The following is a 16,232-nucleotide window of genomic DNA, read 5'->3' as shown; positions in this document are numbered from 1 at the left end:
TCCGAAGGGACAGGGGGAGAAAAAATGAATGCCAAGATCCATGTAGCCATTATTGACGACGGGGTTAATACTGGCTTTTTAAACACCCGTTTATTATATAACGTCGAGATAGCTCATGAAGGCGTAGAAGATGGACGTATCCTAAATCACGGCACGCTATGTGCGGCTATTGTACAAGCGTATTTTCCAGATGCGGTCATCAGCAGTGTGAAAATAATGAACCATAGAAAAGGAAATGCAGTGCAGCTATGTGCCGCGTTGGATTGGTGTGTACGGCACGGTGTGCAGGTAGCTAATATCAGCCTGGGAAGTATAAATTATCGCGATCGAGGCATGCTGCGGGAAGCTGTAAATGATGCAGCTATGGCGGGATTAATTATGGTATGTGCTGCACAAAATGGAGGACTTCTTACTTATCCGGCCTCTTTTGCTAATGTGATTGGAGTACGCTGCGATCGTAGCGGCATACTCGCAGCAGGCCAATATACATATAATGCTGATACAGCATTCTCAAGCGGTATTGAATTTACCGCTTTTGCCAGACACGAGCTGGTGGGTGCAACTGGAGAGGTTGTACAATGTCCCAACAGCAACAGCTATGCCACTCCATTCGTTACAGCACAGGTGTGCAGATTCTTGCAGCAGTCCAAGCGTATTCCTTCCATAGAAAAGCTAAAACATAGTTTACTTAAGAAAAGTTACCGCCAGAATAGTTATCACCCAATACAGGATACGGTATTACCTGTAATGCACTACAAGCATCCGGATTGGATACGAAGCGCATATGTGTTTAAACAGGACTCCGTAGTTGAATCGGCGGCGCCTTATTATTTTCAGACTCCATATGAAGCTCAACTACCTTATGCTAAAGTTGCTGCGGTCATTGAACAAGCAATCCTGCGAGAGCAAGAACCACAGAATGCAACGAATAAAGCTGGAGAAAGGATAGATGACCTGACAGATACGATGGTCTTGCTAGGGGAAATGGAGCCGGTAGATTTGCAGGAAGTGGAGCAATTGGCTATACGTTATGGAAAACATGTCGTCCATATCTCTAAAAAACAACGTCACATCCCCATGCTGAATTTTTCATCTCGCCATTTGCGCTGGTGGCAGCAAGAGGAGCGTTTCTTTATGAGACAGGAGGAGACTATTGCAATCGAGGATTCTCACATTCCGCTTATTTGTATTTATTATAACAAGGACGTTGACATTCTTTATTTTTTGCATGTGTTGAGAGAGTCCTTTGCCCGGGATGAATACCAAAGCTGGATCGCGGCGGACCAGCCTGCGGCAATGCTGTATGACATGGAGTATTTGTCCCCTTCCGCTGCGATCCATGGACTACAAAAGCTGATAAGCATTGCTGGTACAATGGCTTATAGCGCGTATGCGGATATTGTCATTTTGTGTGTAGAGGCTCTGGATATTACGGATTGCACCCAAGAACAAATGTTATCAGGCGTTGATATTGAGCTTTCTTTGACGGCGATAGCGGAGGCTGAAAACATTCAAATATCCTTACGGACAGAGCAGGAATATTTGAAAGAATGGTTCCTTCCGAATCTAAACGCGGACGATATAGGTCGTTTTTATACAGGTTTAGAACAACTGCTGGTCAACTGATATTTATTAAGTGCGTAACCAATTTCTTTTCGTTTATTATTATAGTTAATAATTATATTACTCATTTAATCATAATGTTGACCATGATAATTATGGTGTGTTATATTGAAAGCGTAAATAAAACGGCTTGTTATTCTTAGAGGTACAACGGATTTTATTTTCGCATTCAGAGAGGATGGTTTAGGTGGCAGCAGCTGTAAAAGCAAAAATGATTGTAGACAAGTCTTTTCGTATTGCTGAAGTCGATAAACGCATTTATGGTTCTTTTGTAGAGCATCTCGGGCGTGCGGTATATGGTGGTATTTATGAGCCTACTCATTCCACTAGTGATGAAAGCGGTTTCCGTAATGATGTTAAAGAGTTGGTAAAACAGCTTGATGTTCCTATTATACGTTATCCAGGCGGTAACTTTGTATCCGGCTACAATTGGGAGGATGGTGTCGGCCCGGTTGCGTCCAGACCTAGACAGCTGGAGCTGGCATGGAGAACGGTCGAGCCCAATGAAGTGGGTACGAATGAATTTTTTAAATGGGCCAAGGATGTTGGTTTCGAAGTTATGATGGCAGTAAATCTGGGTACGCGCGGAATTGATGCGGCGCGCAATCTGGTTGAATATTGCAACCATCCGGGCGGCTCCTACTGGAGTGATCTGCGTCGCAGTCACGGAGTAGAGCAACCGCACAAGATCAAAACATGGTGTCTTGGCAACGAAATGGATGGTCCTTGGCAGATTGGACATAAGACAGCGGAAGAGTATGGTCGTCTCGCTGTAGAGTCTGCCAAAGCGATGAGGCTGATTGATCCTGATATTGAGCTGGTATCCTGTGGCAGCTCCAGCTCCACGATGCCGACGTTCCCGGAATGGGAAGCGACGACGCTGGATCATACCTATGAGGTAGCCGACTATATTTCCCTGCACCAATACTATGGCAACCACGACAATGATACGGCTAATTATCTGGCGCGTTCGATGGATATGGATCATTTTATTCAAACAGTCATCTCGACCTGCGACTATATTAAAGCAAAGAAACGCAGCAAGAAAAAAATGATGCTCAGCTTTGACGAATGGAATGTGTGGTACCACTCCAACGATGCGGACAAAAAAATTGATCCGTGGTCTGTAGCACCGCCACAGCTTGAAGATATCTATAACTTCGAGGATGCGCTATTGGTGGGCAGCATGCTGATTACGTTCTTGCGTCACGCGGACCGTGTAAAAATGGCTTGTCTGGCTCAACTGGTCAATGTTATTGCACCAATCATGACCGAAAATAACGGAAAAGCGTGGAAGCAAACGATTTTCTATCCGTACCTGCATGCATCCCGTTATGGTCGGGGAATATCGTTGATGCCTGTGGTAGACTCCGAAAAATACGATTCCAAGGATTTCACAGACATTCCTTATCTGGATAGTGCTGTGGTCTATGATGAAGAGGGAGACGCTCTGACCATTTTTGCGGTTAACCGTCACTTGTCCGAGTCGCTGGAGCTGACGGTGGATGTGCGCAGCTTCGCAGGCTACCGCATTGTGGAGCATACGGTACTGGAGCATGACGATCTCAAGGCGACCAACAGCCCGGCAGGGGAAAAGGTTACGCCTCATACTGGCGGCAATGCCAAGCTCGAGGATGGAATTGTAAAAGCCCACCTGGGCAAGGCATCGTGGAACGTCATTCGTCTCGCTAAGTCTCATTAATTCTCTTCTGCAATAGGTAGGTCTTATTTGTAGCTAAATAAGCTCGCATTCTCTCTTGTAATGACCTACAAGAGAAGAAGTGCGGGCTTTTTGTATAAAATGAGTCATTTGTCCCTCAGTAAAAATGGTGTTAGAAGAAAGGGCAAACTTTTATATAAATATTATTTTGATTACCAAATTTAGCCGGGTGAAGTTGATGCTTATTAACTAAAAACTCATGCTGCATACACTTTTATGAAGTTACTTAGTCCCTATGTCGGGTCTTCAATGTGAAAAAAGACCCTGTTATATCGTTGTCAATGTATTGATATCTGAAATGCGGCATGTGTAATCTGATCCGAATCCACGTTATACTTTAAAAGATGGTTGATTCAACATCAGATGATGGTTGTGGCATTTCGAGAAAGGAATGGTGTGTATGAGTGAGACGGACGAATATCGTTTTCAGGTGAATTTGGGCGGTATGATTGATATTTTGGCCAATCATTTATATAGCAGTCCACGGGTGTTTATACGTGAGATTTTGCAAAATGCAACAGATGCCATTACAGCTCGCAAGGAGCTGCGAAGGACTGCTGCTGAAAGTAATGTATTGGAAGAGCAGGCTCTAAAAGCTACAGCTTTAGAAGATAAAGACTTCGAGGGTAAAGTAACTGTGGAGCTATCTGGCTCCGGGGAGCAGCAGGTTTTGATGATTCAGGATAACGGCATTGGACTATCGGAAGAAGACATTCACCGTTTTCTGTCCATTATCGGCCAATCCTCCAAAAAGGGAACCGATTTGCTGACCTCAGAGACTTCATTTATCGGACGCTTTGGGATTGGTTTGCTGTCTTGCTTTATGGTGAGCGATGAAATTGTGGTGCTAACGCGCTCGGTAAAGGAAGGCATCTCTATGGAATGGAGAGGGAAGCCGGACGGGACGTATACGATCCGTCGCTTGGAGACGGAATTGCCCGCAGGAACGCAAATTTATTTGCGCTGCAAGCCGGGGAGCGAGCTTTATTATGAGCCGGCACAGGTAAAGGAATCTCTATTTCATTATGGGGCTCTGCTGCCGTATCCCGTCCTGCTGTCTGTTGATGGAAAGACTGAGTGGGTCAATCTTCCATCGACGAGCTGGATGCAGAACCCGGAACAGCTACGCAGTCGGCGTAGTGAGGTGCTGGATCTGGGGTATCGTCTGATGGGTGAGCGCTTCAGCGATTTTATCCCGCTACGGACGGCATCGGGCAGAACAGGCGGGATTGCATTTATATTGCCTCGCAGCATTAATCTGAACAGCAAGCGGCTGCATCGGGTGTACCTGAAGCATATGCTCGTGTCCGACAAAGCGGAAAATGTATTGCCGGAATGGGCATTTTTCATTAAAAGCCTGATTTGGACAGATGAATTGCAGCCAACGGCATCTCGTGAATATTTTTATGAAAATGAGCAGCTTGATGCTGTTCGCTCTGAACTGGGAACCTGCATTCGTGAAGAGCTGTTACGAATGGCGGAATATGAGCCGGATCGCCTGCAACACTGGATTCGTCTGCATGAACTGTCCATGAAGACGCTCGCGGTCGAGGATGATGAATTTTTGCGCATTATGCACCGCTGGTTTTCCTTTGAAAGCACATTCGGGCGGCGTGAGCTGAGTGAGCTGATCCGCGAGGCAGGCGGACGTCCGCTTCATTACACAGCGACCGTGGATGAGTATCGCCAGATTACGCATGTGGCGGCAGCGCAGTCCATGTTGGTGGTCAATGGCGGCTACATTTATGATTCGGAAATTCTGGAAAAGCTGCACTGGATTGGCCCTGAACTGCAGACAGAGCGGCTTAGTCCCGAGGATGTATCTCTTTCATTTACCGGGCTGACGCAGGAAGAGCACGATAAGTATTACAGTGTGCTGCGTGTGATGGATGCTGCTTTGCAGCCGATGCGCTGTCGCAGCGAATTGAAGCGTTTTGAGCCTGCGAGCTTGCCTGTACTGTATACTATTTCGCAGGATGCACTGACCTTGCGCTCCATGGAAAACACCGTCGAAGAGACAACGGCGCTATTGTCCAACGTGCTTGATAGCCTGAAAGCGGGAGTCCAGCAGAATGCGGGCTACTCGACCTTGTATTTTAATCTGAACAACCCGGTGGTGGCGCGTATTTTTGAAGCTTCTGATACGCAGATGATTACAGCTGCTACAGAGATGATGTATGTAAATGCACTTATGATGGGGCATTACCCGATGAACCGCAATGAGCTGGGATTGATGAACAGGAGTGTACTGCATTTTATTAATTGGGGATTAGGGAACGGACAAAATACGTAATCGCATCATTATAGGAGGAACCACATGGAAGATACGATACATGATTTGATGGAACAGGCGGAGGATCTGCCCGGAGGGGCGGCAAAGCTTGCGATCCTGGAGGAAGCCGCCCGTTTGGCGGATACTTCCGGGTTGCAGGAGCTCGCTTATGAAATTCGGGGAGAGATTCTGGAATGCGCTATTTTTAATGGGTATCCATTAAAGGCGCTAGTCGCTTTTTCATGGCAATTGGGTCGATTTGATCAAAATCCAGAGGAATACGACGCAGATACACTGTTGTGGAATTACAAATGGATACTCGGTAAAGTATGCAGCTTTTCCAATATACCGAGGACTCAAATAGAAGATCTGGCGGAGGATATGCGCAAACGTTATGCCGAATACGGGTATAATGAGCGTCCGTATTACTATTATAAGTTCCGTATCGCGATGGACATGGGTGAACTGGATGAAGCACGACGGTATCTGGATACGTTCCGCCAGATTGAGTCAGACAGTATGAGTGATTGTGAAGCCTGTGAGCAAAGCCAGATGGTGCGGTTCTATTACTTGACCGGAGAAGACGAACAGGCGCTTGCCGTGGCCAAACCGATTTTGTCGGGACGGATGAGATGTGCGGAAGTGCCGCATGTGACGCTCTCGCAGGTGCTATTGCCGCTTTATCGTCAGGGGGAGGTCGAGCAGGCGAAGGAGCAGCATCGTAAAGGCTATCGTCTGGTTCGCGATGACCGTGACTTCCTGAAAACGATAGCGGAGCATATCGAGTATTTGACAATCGCGAACCCGGTGGAGGGAATCGGAGTGGTGGAGCGTCATTTGCACATGGCGTTGGACTATGAGAGCGGACTGGAGCAAATGTATTTTTACGCAGCGATGGCAGGGCTGTTGCAAAAGCTGGATGCTTCGAGAAAACTTCGCTTGATGCGGATGCCTGCAACTTTAGAGTGGGGCAAAGAGGAGCGCACACTAGAAGAAATCATTGCGTATTTCAGACCTCTGGCGGAGTCGGCGGCAGCAGCGTTTGATCGGCGGAACGGGAATACGTTTTATTCCGACTGGATTGGCCGAATTTTGCAAACAGCTTAAGAAGTAGAGCGGCTTGCCAGCAACCCTATTTTATACAGCCCAAACAATGAGTGAGTATAATGTTCTTGTTTGAATTGACAGGAGGGATTATGTCGTGACTGTGACCGAAAAGGTGATTAATTTTGCACATCGCGGAGCTTCGGGGGTATGTCCTGAAAATACGCTGGCGGCGTTCCGCCACGCGCTGGAGCTGGGAGCAACAGGTATCGAAACGGATGTGCAGCGTACCAAGGATGGACGTCTGGTACTGATTCACGATGAATCGCTGGAGCGTACGACAGGCTCACCACTGGATGTAAGGGACATCACGCTGCAAGAACTGAATACACTGGATGCGGGCGGCTGGTTTGGCGAGAAATTCCGGGGCGAGCGGGTACCGTTGCTGGATGAGCTGCTGGAGCTTGCGCAGTCCAGCGATACAGTGATTAATATTGAATTGAAAAATAGCATTTATCGCTATCCCGGTATGGAGGAAGAGGTCATTGCTGCCGTGAAGCGCTTCGGGTTGGAAGAGCGGGTGATCCTGTCCAGCTTCAATCACGAATCGCTGGCGCTCTGTGCGCAGCTTGCTCCTGAGACTAGGACGGGTGCGCTCTATGTCGAGATTATGGTTCGCCCATTGGAGTATGCAGCTCAATTTGGGGTCACAGCACTTCATGCCCACAAGAATGCCGTTACACCAGAAGCTGTATCTGAGGCTTTGGCCATAGGTGTAGTCTACCATCCGTGGACAGTGAATGAGCCTGAGGAAATGAAGCGCCTGCTGGAAGCTGGGGTCAGCGGCATTATTACGGATTATCCTGATCGGTTGGCGCACATTTTAGCTGTCCACTCTTCCTAAACAAAGCAGACTGGACTGAAGTGGAAAGTCTCTCCTATTCGCACTCGTGATTACGAGGCGAAGGAGAGTCTTTTTTGAGTTTGTGCTAAAGAACGGGAAGTCGTGAATGAAAAGTTACTAATGAAAGTTACTAATGAAAGTTACGATGAACCTGATTCTTCCTACTTGATGCCCAGCCTCATACGGTAGCTGAACAGGATATCCAGTGTTTTTCCCTGAAAATGATCCTCGACCTGTTTCACAAAGTGTGCCAAATCGTCATCCAGTGTTCGGTTGCCAAGTTTGAAGACACTCTGAATCCCACCTTGGCTCAGAGCAAGCCCTGTATAGCGAGCAGCGTCACACTGCTCACGGTTGTGAAAGACAATCTCCCGGGTATAACGGAATTGCCCGCTGCGGTGTAGATTCGACAAATGCTGATCCTTGTTCCATTTATGGGCCTGCTGCTCTATAGGAGCTTCCTGTTCCAAAATGGCATCCGCTTTGGCGATAAGCTCTGTATAAGCCTGCTCTACCTGCCATTGCAGCACCGGAGGCCAGTCACAGTCAAAGGCTGCGAACACGCCGCCCTGAGCCAAGACTCTGCCCGCTTCCTGGAGCGTGCTCTCGGGGTTCATCCAGTGAAAGGATTGAGAGCAGGTGATAACGTCTACAGTTCCATCCTCAAAGGGCAGATTGTTGGAGAACCCGCTTTGGAAGGAGATGGTTGCTGCTGTTGTCGTTCCTGCTGCCTCCAGCTTACGCTGAGCTATTCCTCTCATGTCCGGGTTAGGCTCGATCCCGACGATCTGCCGAGCCACGTCTTTCCATATGAAGGTCGAAAGCCCTGTACCACAGCCGATATCGGCGACAAGCTCCACGTTTCGTTCCAGATAGCGGCTAATGATTTCCACGACGAGCGATGGTGCTTCCGGACGGTGTTGATCGTACTTGTCGGCAAAACCATTAAAACGGTCCACGTTACTTTGCAGATTTCCTTCAGGTATCATAAGGGCTTTTCTCTCCTTTGCCTCGACCGGGTGGGGCCGAGCAGATTCCGATGCTGCTGTACTCTTACATTGTACAGTTTTATATGCTTATCCATCTACTGTCGTGATTGCACAGTAACCATCGGATTTCGGAGGGGGAAATTTCCCTATTTTATCATTGAAGCAAGCGCCCACTCGCGTATCATGGAGTCGAGCATTGGACGCAAATCCTCGCGCTGCATACCCATATGGAGAACGGCTTCCAAATATCCAGCCTTATCACCAATATCATAGCGTGTGCCTTCCAGTTCTAGTGCAAGCAGCTGGTTCTGTAATGCCACCTGATGGAGGGCGTCTGTCAGCTGATATTCACCACCTGCCCCGGTGGACATGTTTTCCAATATGGAGAAAATGGAAGACTCCAATACATACCGTCCAATGACTGCCTGACGCGAAGGAGCATCAGCAGGGGATGGTTTTTCAACAAGTCCGGCGACCTCGTGAATAAGGCCCTTCTGGCGGGTAGAGTCAATAATGCCGTATTTACTCACATCTTGTTCTTCCACCGTGCGCACGCCGACCACTTGCTTGCCCGTCGCCTCGTAAACATCCATCATTTGACGAATTGCCGGGGTAGAGGAATTCATAATATCATCGCCCAACAATATAGCGAAGGGCTCGTCGCCAATGAACTGACGAGCACAGCGTACCGCATGTCCCAAGCCAAGGGGCTCCTTTTGACGGATATAGTGAACGACTGCTTTGCCCCCAATGCTTTGAACCTCGCGCAGAAGGTCGTACTTGCCTTTGCTCTCCAGCACTTGCTCCAATTCCACAGACTTCTCAAAATGATCCTCGATGGCTTTTTTATTGCGACCCGTGACGATAATGATGCTTTCAATCCCGGATTTGACGGCTTCTTCTACGATATATTGAATAGCCGGTTTATCGACTATTGGAAGCATCTCTTTAGGTAGTGCCTTTGTAGCAGGCAGGAAACGGGTTCCTAGTCCGGCGGCTGGAATAACGGCTTTTGTAATTTTTCTCACAGAGATTCACTTTCCTTTCGGGATGGGGAACCAAATACCCAGTATCGGCTCCCGATATAATTAATGATCATTCCGGCTGCGGTAGCGATCAGCTTGCATAGGGCAAGGGGCAGCTCGGTTCCAGTGTGAAGCAGTTGCAATAATAAGGCGGTTAGACCCAATACAATCAGGTTGATGGCAATAAATTTGGGTAATTGACTTTTATGAGTATCGTTTGATCGTTGTTTGTTGAATGTCCATTTGCTGTTTAGAATATAACTGTTGGCTGTGCCGCAGCTATACGAAACGATCTGCGCAATCAGGACGGGAACTCCGGCCCAGGCCAGCAGCATAAAAATGATATAATCTACACCCGTATTAACCAGTCCTACCATACCAAAACGGATTATAGGAAGCAGTGGGGCTATGCGACTTTTCATGAGCTATGCTCCATGCCCGGATTTGGACCCGGTATATACTGCGCTATTGCCGCGTATAGTGCGTCCGGCAGAGATCAGACTGTCCCGGGCTCCTTGCATGTAGAGGGAGTCACGTTGTTCAGGAGCCTTCATGGCATGGGTTGGTCCGTTTTCGTATTGTCCACCCAGATGCTCACGTACAATGTAGAGCGGACGGGCTTTGGTTTCATCATATATTCGCCCTACATATTCACCCATAATACCGAGAATGATCAGGATGACACCGTCAAAGATCAGGCTGATGCTAATCATGGACGACCAGCCCCTCATCACGTAGGAATCGGTGAAAAAATTGAGGAATAGCACGTACATCAGATACAGGAAACCGGACATCGACAGGAGTGCTCCAATATAGCCTGCCAGCTTGAGCGGTTTAATCGAAAAGGAGGTGATCCCGTCCAGACTGAGCTTGATCATGCGTTTCAGCGGGTACTTGGTTTCGCCTGCGAGTCGTTCATCACGCTCATATTCAACAGCCGTTTGCTTGAAGCCGATCCAGCTGACCAGTCCACGGACAAATCGGTTATTTTCCGGCAGTCGCTTTAATTCATCTATAACCTTGCGGTCCATCAGGCGGAAGTCCCCGGTGTCCACCGGGATATTGATGTCCGTGGATGCTTTGAGCACACGGTAGAAGAGGCTGGCCGACCATTTCTTGAAGCGAGTTTCGCCATTGCGTTTTAGCCGTTTGGCGTAGACGACTTCATAGCCTTCCTTCCATTTGTTAGCCATCTCAACAATCAGCTCGGGTGGGTCCTGGAGATCGGCGTCAATGACGACCACCGCCTCTCCCACCGCATAATCCATCCCGGCAGTAATGGCCAGCTGATGACCGAAATTGCGGGAAAAATCAATCAGTACAATGGTGTCATCTCTGAGACTGAATTCCTTGATGAGCTGGGCGCTGCGGTCCGAGCTCCCATCATTTACGAAGATCAGCTCGTAGGGCTCTCCCATCGAGCCCATAACTTGTTTTAGCCGCCGATAGGTTTCTGTAATGACGGCTTCCTCGTTGTACATCGGAATAACTATGGAATAACGAATTTGTTCACTCATGAGTAATTCCTCCCTATTTATAATGTGATTTCGTATAAAGTACCGCTTCCGCCACGTTCGTCTCCGCCAGGTCCACCTTGACCATCCTGAGCAATCGAATTACTGCTCGTTTTGTCGTTTCCGCTGTTGGATGCTTGAGCATCTGTACTTGCTTCGCCAGTTGTTGTTTTCCATTCATCTGTAGGGATTAGTTTGCCGTGCTCTTTGATCCATGCGGTGACCTCGGAGTTACCGCTGTCCGGTCTGCCGCCGCCACCACCATTGATCATGAAGTATTTCACTTGACCACTTTCGACCAGCGCCTTGATCTTATCGACGGTATACACCGGATCGGAGGATACAAAGCCGTTCATAATAATCACTTTTTGTCCAGCTTCAATCATGTAAGGAGCAGCTGTTGAATAATTGCTTGCTGCGAAAAGGTAGGTTTCACCTGTGTTATGCTGCTGCAAATAGCTCAACGTTTTTTTGTCTAAGCTATGACTTCCGTTCGGTCCACCCATTCCTCTGAAGCGGGTAGAAGATCTATGTTCCCTGTCTGTGCTTGTTCCTGTGTTTTGACTATTTGCTTGACCATTGGCGCTCTGGCCGCGGTTGCCAAAATGACCTCCTGGCATTCCGCCACCACCTTCACCAAATTGAGACGGTCCGGCTTGTGGAATCATGCTGTTAAGCCCGTAGGTAATTGGCGTCAATGCCCAGTACACAGGGCCGATGAACATTGCAAGTACACTTGCAATGATGGCAAATCTCGTGAACTTCTCTGATTTCAGTCGGGCTATTACCAGTAACGCTGTGCCCATGATCCCCAGAATTAATACCCCGATGGACCAGCCGCTGCCGATGGTCTTGTTGTAATTTTGCAAAACAAACCAGCTAAATACCGAGGTTGCCAATACCGCGACGGGTAACAGCCAGGAGAGCCAATTGGAGCGCTCACGATACTGCTTCCACAATTCTACGAATCCGGCTCCGAAGAGCGCTGAAATCGGTGGAGCGAGCATAATTAGGTAATATTGATGAAAGAAACCGGCTACGCTGAAAAATGCAGCGGCGGGAAGCAGCCAAGCCAACCAGAAGATGACCTCTCTGTGCTTTTGTGTCATATGACGACGGCGAATGCTTGCAAGCAGGCCGACCGAAGCAATCAATGCGAATGGAAGCAGCCAGCTGGCCTGACCTGACAGCGCAGACTGGAACAACCGTAAAGGTCCCTTTTCACCCGTGCCGAACATGCCGCCACTGGAATTCCCGCCAGGTCCACCACCAGGGCCGCCCTGACCGTTATTACCAAATCCGCCCGGCGGCATGTGGCCACCTGCACCGAATCCGCCTGCTGCCATGTTGTTTGTACCCGTGTCGACAGTTGCTGTAGTACCGTCCGATGATGCAGTTGTCTGCGTCTGATCCGAATTTGACTTGCTGCTATTCGTTGAAGCCCTTTGTTTCCACTCCGAGTTTTGGTCGCCACGTCCACCGCCTGTCCCCCGATCCCCTGTCAAACGGGACAGACCGTTATAGCCAAAGGCCAAATTCAGTACAGAGTTTGTACCGCTGCTCCCCATATATGGGCGTTGGTCTGCCGGGGTGGAGTCCACCACAACTGCCCAGGAGAGCGACACGATCAGGAGAATAACGGCCGAACCTGCCAGGGTTACCGCTTTTCGCTTCCAGTTAAACTTGGAGGCCAGCAGATAAAATAGTCCAAAAGCGGGAACGATCATGTAGGCTTGTAGCATTTTTTCATTAAAGGCGATGCCTACGACTGCGAAAGCCGCGAGGATCAGCCCGGTTTTGCTATTTTTAATGCCTCTGAACAAAAGCCATGTCGCAAGCAACAAGGTGAATACCAGCATAGCGTCGATGTTATTCGTGCGGCTGACCGCTACTGCTATCGGTGTGGTTGCCATAGCGAAGGCGGCCAATCGAGCGGCTATCGTACCGAAGCTCGGTTTCACGAGCAGGTATACGAGCAATACCGACCCGACCTGAGCCAGTGCTTGCGGCAGAATAACGCTCCAGCCGTGAAGCCCGAATATATAGGCGCTCGCGGTCTGAAGCCAGAACACAACAGGCGGTTTGTCTACCGTTACCGACCCGGCAGAATCGAGTGAGGCGAAGAAGAAGTTGTGAAAATTCTCTAGCATACTCGCTACGGCCGTCGTGTAGTAGGTGTTGGCGTATTTGTCTTGCCAGATGTTGTATCCATTCAAAAATGCAGATATCAACATGGTGATGATCAGGGGGATATCCGCCCTGCTTTTAAACCAGTTTTTAATCATGTACATTCCACTCCCTGTGAAAATTCTTTGTGTTTATTCCGTTGTTCTAGCCGCTATCTTCAGGACTGCGGAATGACCAGTCGCTTCTGATCTTGGCCCGGTGAACTACCGGCTTGCTATTATCATGCCAGACGTACCTTAATTGGTTATGAGCGCTCCCTGAACGTTAGCTGAAAGCTTATCAGAGGTACTTTTTTTACGGTGGGATTCAGGTATATTAGATACAGGCAAATATAAACCGACTTTTTATATGGGGAAAAATGCAATGTTATGAAAGGGAAGATGAATCATGAATCCAATCCACGGAGTTAAAATTATGCTGGCTGACGATGAGCCTCATATTTTGCAATTTTTAGAGCTTGGACTTATTAATGAAGGATATGAAGTCAAAACCGCCGGGAATGGGAGTGATGCGGTTGATCTGGCAAGGGAGTTTCGTCCGCATGTAGCGGTGCTGGATGTCATGATGCCTGAAATGAACGGCTTCGAGGTATGCCAAAGTCTCAAGGAGACGGAGGATAACATTGCGGTCATTATGCTGACAGCCAAGGATGATGTAGATGATCGGGTGAAAGGCTTAAAGCTCGGTGCAGATGATTATGTCGTAAAGCCCTTCAGTTTTAATGAGCTGCTGGCTCGCATTGAAGCGCGTTTGCGCAATCAGTTTCCCGATTTGCTGGGGGAAGTGGTTCATGGACCCTTTCAAGTGGATGACCGACGTAAGGAGATTCGCTATCAGAGTCAGGTGCTGGAGTTGTCGCCTACCGAATATGAACTATTGAAGTTTCTGGTGCTGAACCACGGCATTGTATTGAGTAAAAGTCGTATTTTAGACAGGGTGTGGGGCTACGATTTTGGAGGCGAGGATAATATTGTTGAAGTGTATATCCGCTCGTTGCGTGAAAAACTTAAAGACAAAGAACACCGAGTCATTCGTACGCTACGCGGTGTTGGGTACCGGGTGGACCTGCTATGAAGGCGGGGGGCAAAAATCGGAGAAAATATGCTCTCCGTTCTCTCCGGTCCCAGCTTTTGGCCAGAACCTTACTTATTTTGGCTCTGCTGCTCGTATTGATCGGTTTTCTACAATATTTTCTGATGAAGGATTTTCTGTATCGCAGTCGCGCAGACGCTATGAGGGCGCAGTTACACTCAATTCCTGCTGATTTATTGATCAGGGACTCCGAAGAGCAGAACGGAGGAACTGCTCCCCAGGAAGGAATTAATCGGAGGGATAGTCGACCGGGGCCGTTTTTGTTTTGGTCGGATATGTCGCTCGCATCTATAGACACAGACGGAACCTTTCGGAGCTTATCCAGTGAAAATGGACTTAACCCACCGCGTCTCACCGCTGAGCAGTATCAAGCGATGCAGCAGAGCAGGCGTATGCGCCATGGCTATCAATTGGTCACGGACTCTCAAGGGAATGAGCAACTGGTTGTGTTCCGCCCGCTTGGTCCACCTGACCGTTCGTCAGGTTTACTTCAAATGGGTGTATCCACGACTTCCATGCAGGAGCAGCTGATTAATCAGCTTCGTACTTTTATTTTATTGTCACTGATTGCGCTTGCCATTGGTCTGGCGCTCATGCTTCCTGTGCTGCGCCGCACGTTGGTACCCCTTTCGGGGATGGTCGAGGCGGTCAAACGTATTGATGCCGGCAATTTGGCCGAGCGCTTCGACGCTGATCAGGGGCAGTATGAAGTGGATCGCTTGGCGGTTTCATTTAACGGAATGCTGGAACGGCTAGAGCATTCTTTTACTGCTGAACGGGAATTGCAGATGCAGATGAGGCGCTTTATAGCGGATGCTTCTCATGAGCTGCGAACCCCGCTTACGTCGATTCACGGCTTTTTGGAGGTATTGCTTCGCGGGGCGGCAGCCAATCCCAAGCAGCTTCAGTCCGCACTAGAAAGTATGTATGGAGAATCCAAGCGGATGAATAAGCTAGTCTCTGATTTATTGTTGTTGGCTAAGCTGGACCGAACACCGGAGTTGAAGCTGGAAGACATATCGTTGGATGAGCTGATGCTGGAAATGAAACCACAGCTGCTAATGCTGGCAGGCACACGTAAGGTGGTTTTTGATATGACGGCAGATGTGCGGGTGCTGGCAGAGGGGGACAAAATCAAGCAGGTGGTGCTCAATCTATTTCACAATGCTGTTCAGCATACGGATCTGGAGAAAGGTGTGATCCATGTGAATTTGTCCGCCGGCAAGAAGTTGGCAGATATCCAAATTCGTGATAACGGACCAGGCATGAGTCAGGAGCAGCTGGAGCGGATTTTTGAGCGATTTTATCGTGGAGATGAATCACGTACACGCAGCTCAGGTGGAGCGGGTCTTGGCTTGGCTATTACAAAGTCTATCGTGGAGGCGCACGGCGGAAACATCACAGCCCAAAGTACACTGGAAATTGGCAGTGTATTCAAAGTAACGCTGCCTTTATCGGGAACGGTATAGTATTGCACATGACGGAGCAGCATAAAAATAGCCCCCCGAACCGTAGCTTTGCTTGTACACGGCTCGGGAGGCTTTTGTGTTGTTAGTTAATCAGTGCAGCTTTTTGTAAAAGTACATGCAGCACCTTGGCGGATGCCTCGCGTGTTGTAGGTGCATTCGGCTTGAAATAGGAGGAGCTTTGAATCGTTTCTCCATTGATAATACCTGCTGCACTCACTTTTTCAATGCTGTCCTTGGCATAGCCTGCAAAAGATGAAGCATCATGATACGGTGTGCGTGTAGGGCCATCGACGGCTGCTTTAATTTGAAGCAGGTCTACAGCTTTACCCAGTATGACAGCAACTTCCTGACGGCTGATATGAGCGTTCGGATCAAACTTGTTGTTGTTGCGGC

General features: G+C 48.6%; 13 protein-coding genes. 7 read left to right on the top strand and 6 right to left on the bottom strand.

Annotated features, from left to right (window positions below):
* Positions 1-24 precede the first annotated feature (24 nt).
* The 5 genes from L693_RS0122505 (at position 25) to L693_RS0122485 (ending at position 7,563) form a co-directional block, all read left to right on the top strand.
* Positions 25-1,626 (top strand): S8 family serine peptidase, encoded by a 1,602-nt coding sequence (locus L693_RS0122505; RefSeq protein WP_025720164.1) that lies wholly within the window; start codon positions 25-27, stop codon positions 1,624-1,626.
* 184 nt (positions 1,627-1,810) lie between these two features.
* Positions 1,811-3,325, top strand: coding sequence for an arabinosylfuranosidase ArfA (gene arfA, locus L693_RS0122500; protein WP_025720163.1), 1,515 nt, complete (start codon positions 1,811-1,813; stop codon positions 3,323-3,325).
* A 418-nt stretch (positions 3,326-3,743) separates the two neighbouring features.
* On the top strand, positions 3,744-5,636 hold the full coding sequence (locus L693_RS0122495; protein ID WP_025720162.1) for an HSP90 family protein: 1,893 nt from the start codon (positions 3,744-3,746) through the stop codon (positions 5,634-5,636).
* A 24-nt stretch (positions 5,637-5,660) separates the two neighbouring features.
* Positions 5,661-6,722 carry a hypothetical protein gene (locus L693_RS0122490; RefSeq protein ID WP_025720161.1) on the top strand — a complete coding sequence of 354 codons (1,062 nt, stop codon included), beginning with the start codon at positions 5,661-5,663 and terminating at the stop codon, positions 6,720-6,722.
* A 94-nt stretch (positions 6,723-6,816) separates the two neighbouring features.
* On the top strand, positions 6,817-7,563 hold the full coding sequence (locus tag L693_RS0122485; RefSeq protein ID WP_025720160.1) for a glycerophosphodiester phosphodiesterase: 747 nt from the start codon (positions 6,817-6,819) through the stop codon (positions 7,561-7,563).
* A 161-nt stretch (positions 7,564-7,724) separates the two neighbouring features.
* Here the strand turns inward: L693_RS0122485 and L693_RS0122480 are convergent, their stop codons facing one another.
* From L693_RS0122480 to L693_RS0122460, 5 genes are all read right to left on the bottom strand, one after another.
* Entirely contained in the window at positions 7,725-8,552 is an 828-nt protein-coding gene (locus L693_RS0122480; RefSeq protein WP_025720158.1) for a class I SAM-dependent methyltransferase, read from the bottom strand.
* Between the two features lie 146 nt (positions 8,553-8,698).
* Entirely contained in the window at positions 8,699-9,580 is an 882-nt protein-coding gene (galU, locus tag L693_RS0122475) for a UTP--glucose-1-phosphate uridylyltransferase GalU (protein ID WP_025720157.1), read from the bottom strand.
* Complete coding sequence (locus tag L693_RS0122470) at positions 9,577-9,999, bottom strand: GtrA family protein (protein ID WP_025720156.1); 423 nt, start codon at positions 9,997-9,999, stop codon at positions 9,577-9,579. Before L693_RS0122470 ends, galU begins: the two co-directional genes overlap by 4 nt.
* Before the next feature lie 3 nt (positions 10,000-10,002).
* The gene (locus tag L693_RS0122465; RefSeq protein ID WP_025720155.1) at positions 10,003-11,094 is read right to left on the bottom strand and encodes a glycosyltransferase family 2 protein; all 1,092 of its coding nucleotides are present in this window, start codon (positions 11,092-11,094) and stop codon (positions 10,003-10,005) included.
* Between the two features lie 17 nt (positions 11,095-11,111).
* Positions 11,112-13,376 (bottom strand): glycosyltransferase family 39 protein, encoded by a 2,265-nt coding sequence (locus L693_RS0122460; protein WP_025720153.1) that lies wholly within the window; start codon positions 13,374-13,376, stop codon positions 11,112-11,114.
* 289 nt (positions 13,377-13,665) lie between these two features.
* Between L693_RS0122460 and L693_RS0122455 the strand changes: the two genes are divergently transcribed.
* Both L693_RS0122455 and L693_RS0122450 read left to right on the top strand, forming a co-directional pair.
* Positions 13,666-14,352, top strand: a complete 687-nt coding sequence (locus L693_RS0122455; protein ID WP_025720152.1) for a response regulator transcription factor — start codon at positions 13,666-13,668, stop codon at positions 14,350-14,352.
* Positions 14,349-15,839: a sensor histidine kinase gene (locus L693_RS0122450; RefSeq protein ID WP_025720151.1), complete on the top strand. Its 1,491-nt coding sequence runs from the start codon at positions 14,349-14,351 to the stop codon at positions 15,837-15,839. Before L693_RS0122455 ends, L693_RS0122450 begins: the two co-directional genes overlap by 4 nt.
* A gap of 82 nt (positions 15,840-15,921) precedes the next feature.
* Here L693_RS0122450 and L693_RS28425 read toward each other — a convergent pair.
* A partial coding sequence (locus L693_RS28425) for an S-layer homology domain-containing protein (RefSeq protein ID WP_155983908.1) occupies positions 15,922-16,232 on the bottom strand: 311 nt, incomplete at its 5' end.

It is taken from the genome of Paenibacillus sp. 1-18 (assembly GCF_000520755.1).
GTDB classification, from domain to species: domain Bacteria; phylum Bacillota; class Bacilli; order Paenibacillales; family Paenibacillaceae; genus Paenibacillus; species Paenibacillus brasilensis.
Note: the sequence above shows the minus strand (reverse complement) of the source record. Positions and strands in the feature narration are given on the sequence as shown.

Excerpts from the sequence above, each read along its gene's own strand:
- L693_RS0122480 (WP_025720158.1), bottom strand. The coding sequence starts at position 8,552 with ATGATACCTGAAGGAAATCTGCAAAGTAACGTGGACCGTTTTAATGGT.
- L693_RS0122505 (WP_025720164.1), top strand. The coding sequence starts at position 25 with ATGAATGCCAAGATCCATGTAGCCATTATTGACGACGGGGTTAATACT.
- L693_RS0122465 (WP_025720155.1), bottom strand. The coding sequence starts at position 11,094 with ATGAGTGAACAAATTCGTTATTCCATAGTTATTCCGATGTACAACGAG.
- L693_RS0122495 (WP_025720162.1), top strand. The coding sequence starts at position 3,744 with ATGAGTGAGACGGACGAATATCGTTTTCAGGTGAATTTGGGCGGTATG.
- L693_RS0122455 (WP_025720152.1), top strand. The coding sequence starts at position 13,666 with ATGAATCCAATCCACGGAGTTAAAATTATGCTGGCTGACGATGAGCCT.
- L693_RS0122470 (WP_025720156.1), bottom strand. The coding sequence starts at position 9,999 with ATGAAAAGTCGCATAGCCCCACTGCTTCCTATAATCCGTTTTGGTATG.
- L693_RS0122460 (WP_025720153.1), bottom strand. The coding sequence starts at position 13,376 with ATGATTAAAAACTGGTTTAAAAGCAGGGCGGATATCCCCCTGATCATC.
- L693_RS0122490 (WP_025720161.1), top strand. The coding sequence starts at position 5,661 with ATGGAAGATACGATACATGATTTGATGGAACAGGCGGAGGATCTGCCC.
- L693_RS0122450 (WP_025720151.1), top strand. The coding sequence starts at position 14,349 with ATGAAGGCGGGGGGCAAAAATCGGAGAAAATATGCTCTCCGTTCTCTC.